Raw genomic sequence first — 3,682 nt, forward strand, 5'->3', positions numbered from 1 at the left:
GAGAAAGTCACTGCGCTCAACTTTTATTTCATAGCCGGTTATACATGGGCTGGTCCAGCTTGGTTTAATGGCAACAGCATCTAAGATTCTCGGCTTACCAACATAACTGCTACCCGTCTTGACCTGTTCAAAAAACAGGTCTTGTTTTTGTTTGTTTGTGTGCCGTTTTTCTAAGGCAGCTGCTACATGATAGGCCCGTATTTTACCGTCAGGGTTCAATTGGTTTAGGATATTTTCGTAGTCTGAATGATTGCGTCCCATGTACTCACTCCTAGTTATTAATACCCCCGCTCGTCTTTAAGCTCGTTAATCAGGTCACGCACCTGTTCAAAGGTCATGCTATCAAAATCGTATTCATCCGGGTCATATCCCAATTGGTTAATTAAATCCAGTGCAAAGTCAATCATTCTTTGAGTGGCTTTCCCCATAACCTACACCCCCTTTTTCAGTGACTTTACCTCTTCCATGCACTTCGGACAAAAATCCATTTCGTAGCCCAGGTTAGTGGCGCAATCATCGCACATTTGCCGGTCACAAGTAATTATCTTGCCATGCTTGATTACCATATGCGGTGATACCCAATAACCAACGGGATAATCACATAATTTAGTGGCTCGCTTACACTTGCAGAATCTGCAACGCTCATCAGCCGGGATAATATCAGGATCTTTCACCCCTACCCCACCACCTTCTCATCAAACTTAACCGGGTTATACTGTAGTGCAGCGATTTTTCCATGGAAATATTCAAGATGGACCTTATCAAACGAATGCACGTCAGCTTTCCATGTGAGGTTAAAAACGGCTTCGCCGATATCCCCGGAAACATACATACGATAACCATCAAAAACATACCGGCAGTAATAGCAATTTGTACCCGGCTCCCGCCAGTCTAGTACCTGTAAACTACCATGCTGTGTCAATGTGGCAATATGCTTATCAAACCACTCTTCACGGATTATCTTTGCTTCTTGCTCTCTATCCACCCTCTACCCCTCCCTAATCACATTTCAGCACTCCACAAACTCAATATCCGGATACCTCGCCAACAGTAGCTTCTTCTTGAGCAAATACTCTTTAGTCCTGAATCCCTTTGTGTCCATCACCACAACTCTGCCGTCCTTGTACTTAGCCCGAAAGTCGGCTCTGTACACAATAGCGTTTATCCGCTTCCCATGCCGGATATATGCCTCTTGCAGTACAAATTCCGGCTGCAGTTCAAGCTCAACGATTTCACCGGCCATTTTGAGCATTTTCAATTCCTGATACTTAGCCGCCTCTTTCCGGCTGTCAAACGGTATGCCGTCAACAACAGTCCTGATGGCTCCGTACTTGTGCTTTTTGGGCTTGTCCAAGTATCCTTTAGCCCTTGCCTGGGCTACTGACATTCTGGTCACTTAATCACACCCCTAAAGCGGATTCTCTTACCTCGCCTGACTTATTCCCCCCTAAGTCTCGGCGCAATAGGGGGTTTAGCTAAAAGGTATCTCTTCATCCGGAAATACATCTTTGCCAAAATAGTCAACACTGCTCGGCTCACCATTGCCACTCTGCTGCTTCCGCTCCAAAAACTCAATGGTTTGCGCTACGACTTCGGCAACCCGGCGCTTCTGACCATCAGTAGCCTCATACGTCCGTATTTGCAGCTTGCCATCTACCAGCACCCGTTGCCCTTTGGTGAGATTGTTTCCGCAGGCTTCGGCCAACTTTTCCCAGGTAACTATCGGGATAAAGTCGGCTGTATTCTGCCCTTGTCCGCCGACGTACCGGTTTACAGCCAAGGTGAATGTGCAGACGGCCTTGCCGCTGGCAGTGTAGCGGACTTCGGGTTCTTGGGCTAGGCGGCCAACCAAGATAACTTTATTCATGCGCTCACCTTCTCTTTGTATCGTCCACGCAGTTTGTTATTCCGTTTGACTAACTTAAACTGCTTACGAATATCAATTCCTTGCCTCTCCAACATGTCCAGCATCGTAACAGCAGCCTGTATTGTGTCCCATAGCTCATAAGCGGTATGGTTTAAATCATCGTCAACCATAGCCTCTAAGACTTCTGCCGATTCTTCACGGAATTTTTCAAGCTGATTTATCAGTTTCCAGTTATCCGGTACTATTACCGGTTCTAAGTTTATAATCACTTTACCGCCTCCCGTTCTTTACCCCATACATACCGTTTCAGCACTCCGGCATGTATCATAGCCGTCTTATTAACGAATCCGCACCGTCTTGCATGTATCGGTGTTATCTCGGCCACAAATTCACCACATACAGTACAGAGATAGCCGGTCCTGCCGATTGGTATGACTGTTCCCGGATGTTCAATTTTCCTGACTATATCCGCAGCAATTTTGTATGCTACTGTGCTTCTGGTCATGCCGTATTCCTCCATTTCAGGTATTCAAGCCTTTCAAGCACCTCACGAACTGACTTATTAAATTCAGCCGCTATGGCCCACAACGGCACATTAAGCCGGTCTGCTTCTAGGAGCATTTCTTCTTGCCATTGTTTCCACATCATGCGCTCTCCCGTAAGCTTTCGCCACTGAAATTAATTACCTTAGACACATTCTTTAACCTATCGTAAACCCGCTCAGCATACTTGCCTTTTATCTCCGCGTTGGTCAAATTTGTTGTTATAATAATCGGTTTCATCCGGTTATACCGCTCACTGATAATGGCATCAACTTTTGACAATACCCATTCTTGGTGGTATTCAGCTCCAAGGTCATCAAGGACCAACAGGCCAGTATTCCGTATCCGTTCCTCATATGCCAGCCATTCGTCTTTATTTCTGGCCTTCATGGTAAAAATATTATCAAGCATACTTACCATCGGCACGAACAGTCCGCTATGACCTGCTTTTAAATACTCAATCAAGACAGCTACCGCCATACTGGTTTTCATGGTTCCAACCGGGCCTTTGAGTATCATGCCAATGCCAGCGTCCCAGTTCTCCTGCATATTAGCTACATACTGCTTCACCTGGGCATATTGGCTTTGCACTTGTACTGGTATTCCCCTTTGCTCTAATTCCTCAAATGAGCAATTCCAATACCGACGATAAATACCGCGCTTTTCAAGTTCGTTATACCATTTATCCTGTTCATCAGAGGGTGTTAGGTTCGTTTTCCCAATCAACTGGTTTTGCCGGGCTACTTCTGCCGCCTCTCTGGCCTTGTTTACCACTGCTGCTATGGCTGGGTTTATCCCCTCTCCCATACTTATCAACCTCCCATGGTTTTACTTTAAAACCGTTAACTCCCCAGTTATGCAATACAGATTCTATAAAACTTAGTTTTCGCGCATTGCTTGACACCGCTTCCTCAATAGCTGCCAACACCCATTCGGCAGAATACTTCTCCGTCAGCATATCAAGTTTTTTCGCGGATATGTCATTGATTACCCCGATATTGTTTTGGTACGAGGCAAGTACCTTGTCCGCATCCGGCGCGCTAATAACAACAGCTATATCTATCTGTTTCTGTTTTAGTTTATATATGTCTGGCGTTTTCACTGGCATTTCTACTGGATTATTCACTGGCATAATCACTGGATTATTCACTGGGTTTAACCCAGTGTTTTCATAAATAGGGATTAATTTATACCGTGTGGGTTGACCCTTTTTACCGGACTGAAAGTCAATTAACCCATGTTGTTTTAATAAATTGCGGTGTCTTATAAAGGT

Annotated in this window: 11 protein-coding genes; all 11 read right to left on the reverse strand. The window is 45.2% G+C overall.

Features of this window, described 5'->3' with window-relative positions; translation table 11 throughout:
- A partial coding sequence (locus AC29Z1_RS15030; RefSeq protein WP_488272269.1) for a hypothetical protein occupies window positions 1-261 on the reverse strand: 261 nt, incomplete at its 3' end.
- Between the two features lie 17 nt (window positions 262-278).
- Complete coding sequence (locus tag AC29Z1_RS15035) at window positions 279-428, reverse strand: hypothetical protein (protein WP_488272270.1); 150 nt, start codon at window positions 426-428, stop codon at window positions 279-281.
- A gap of 3 nt (window positions 429-431) precedes the next feature.
- A complete protein-coding gene (locus AC29Z1_RS15040; protein ID WP_488272271.1) occupies window positions 432-674 on the reverse strand; it encodes a hypothetical protein in 243 nt (80 codons plus the stop codon).
- A 2-nt stretch (window positions 675-676) separates the two neighbouring features.
- The gene (locus tag AC29Z1_RS15045) at window positions 677-985 is read right to left on the reverse strand and encodes a hypothetical protein (protein ID WP_488272272.1); all 309 of its coding nucleotides are present in this window, start codon (window positions 983-985) and stop codon (window positions 677-679) included.
- A 24-nt stretch (window positions 986-1,009) separates the two neighbouring features.
- Window positions 1,010-1,387: a DUF1064 domain-containing protein gene (locus AC29Z1_RS15050; RefSeq protein ID WP_488272279.1), complete on the reverse strand. Its 378-nt coding sequence runs from the start codon at window positions 1,385-1,387 to the stop codon at window positions 1,010-1,012.
- Window positions 1,388-1,471: 84 nt separating this feature from the next.
- Window positions 1,472-1,867, reverse strand: coding sequence for a single-stranded DNA-binding protein (locus AC29Z1_RS15055; RefSeq protein WP_488272273.1), 396 nt, complete (start codon window positions 1,865-1,867; stop codon window positions 1,472-1,474).
- Entirely contained in the window at window positions 1,864-2,136 is a 273-nt protein-coding gene (locus AC29Z1_RS15060) for a pyrophosphohydrolase domain-containing protein (RefSeq protein WP_488272274.1), read from the reverse strand. Before AC29Z1_RS15060 ends, AC29Z1_RS15055 begins: the two co-directional genes overlap by 4 nt.
- The gene (locus AC29Z1_RS15065) at window positions 2,133-2,372 is read right to left on the reverse strand and encodes a hypothetical protein (protein ID WP_488272275.1); all 240 of its coding nucleotides are present in this window, start codon (window positions 2,370-2,372) and stop codon (window positions 2,133-2,135) included. Before AC29Z1_RS15065 ends, AC29Z1_RS15060 begins: the two co-directional genes overlap by 4 nt.
- Window positions 2,369-2,515, reverse strand: a complete 147-nt coding sequence (locus AC29Z1_RS15070; protein WP_488272276.1) for a hypothetical protein — start codon at window positions 2,513-2,515, stop codon at window positions 2,369-2,371. Before AC29Z1_RS15070 ends, AC29Z1_RS15065 begins: the two co-directional genes overlap by 4 nt.
- On the reverse strand, window positions 2,512-3,216 hold the full coding sequence (locus tag AC29Z1_RS15075; RefSeq protein WP_488272277.1) for an ATP-binding protein: 705 nt from the start codon (window positions 3,214-3,216) through the stop codon (window positions 2,512-2,514). The genes AC29Z1_RS15070 and AC29Z1_RS15075 overlap by 4 nt, the downstream gene beginning before the upstream one ends.
- On the reverse strand, window positions 3,104-3,682 hold a 579-nt coding region (locus AC29Z1_RS15080; protein ID WP_488272278.1), incomplete at its 5' end, for a DnaD domain protein. The genes AC29Z1_RS15075 and AC29Z1_RS15080, both read right to left, overlap by 113 nt.

Source organism: Sporomusa sp. (assembly GCF_057736855.1).

Bases quoted from the DNA above. Each gene is read 5' to 3' on its own strand.
- AC29Z1_RS15070 (WP_488272276.1), bottom strand. From the start codon at position 2,515: ATGATGTGGAAACAATGGCAAGAAGAAATGCTCCTAGAAGCAGACCGG.
- AC29Z1_RS15055 (WP_488272273.1), bottom strand. From the start codon at position 1,867: ATGAATAAAGTTATCTTGGTTGGCCGCCTAGCCCAAGAACCCGAAGTC.
- AC29Z1_RS15075 (WP_488272277.1), bottom strand. From the start codon at position 3,216: ATGGGAGAGGGGATAAACCCAGCCATAGCAGCAGTGGTAAACAAGGCC.
- AC29Z1_RS15065 (WP_488272275.1), bottom strand. From the start codon at position 2,372: ATGACCAGAAGCACAGTAGCATACAAAATTGCTGCGGATATAGTCAGG.
- AC29Z1_RS15050 (WP_488272279.1), bottom strand. From the start codon at position 1,387: ATGTCAGTAGCCCAGGCAAGGGCTAAAGGATACTTGGACAAGCCCAAA.
- AC29Z1_RS15035 (WP_488272270.1), bottom strand. From the start codon at position 428: ATGGGGAAAGCCACTCAAAGAATGATTGACTTTGCACTGGATTTAATT.